We start from the raw sequence: 371 nt of genomic DNA, 5'->3' as shown, positions 1-371 counted from the left end.
TTTTGCATGTTGTGGATTTTAAAACAGATCAAATCGTTGCAGCTATTCAGCCGCAGGACTATTGGGATGATAAAAGGCAGTGGGAAATCAAAAACAATGTTGATATGTTGGATTTTACTGTTTTTGATGGAACAACTCATTCGGCTACGCTACAACAACAAAATCTTGTTTTAAAAGAAGTTCGTGACGGAAGAATTGTACCATATGTTATTAGAGAAACAGAAAAGAATTCAGACAACCGATCCATTACCACATATGCTTCAGGAGCTTGGGTTCAAATTGCTAAGTCAGGTATTATAAAACCGCAAAGAATAGAAGGGGAAACGGTAAACAAATATATTGATATGGCCCTAGTAGGCATGAAATGGAAA

General features: G+C 36.4%; 1 protein-coding gene. It reads left to right on the top strand.

Going from position 1 to position 371, the window contains the following annotated elements:
• Positions 1 to 2: 2 nt before the first annotated feature.
• Positions 3 to 371 (top strand): phage tail spike protein (locus tag ACODS7_RS32815; protein WP_488828753.1); only part of this gene is annotated, 369 nt, incomplete at its 3' end.

It is taken from the genome of Bacillus sp. FG16, from assembly GCF_057809515.1.
The sequence above is the reverse complement of the archived record's forward strand: the minus strand, read 5'-3'. Positions and strand labels throughout refer to the sequence as shown.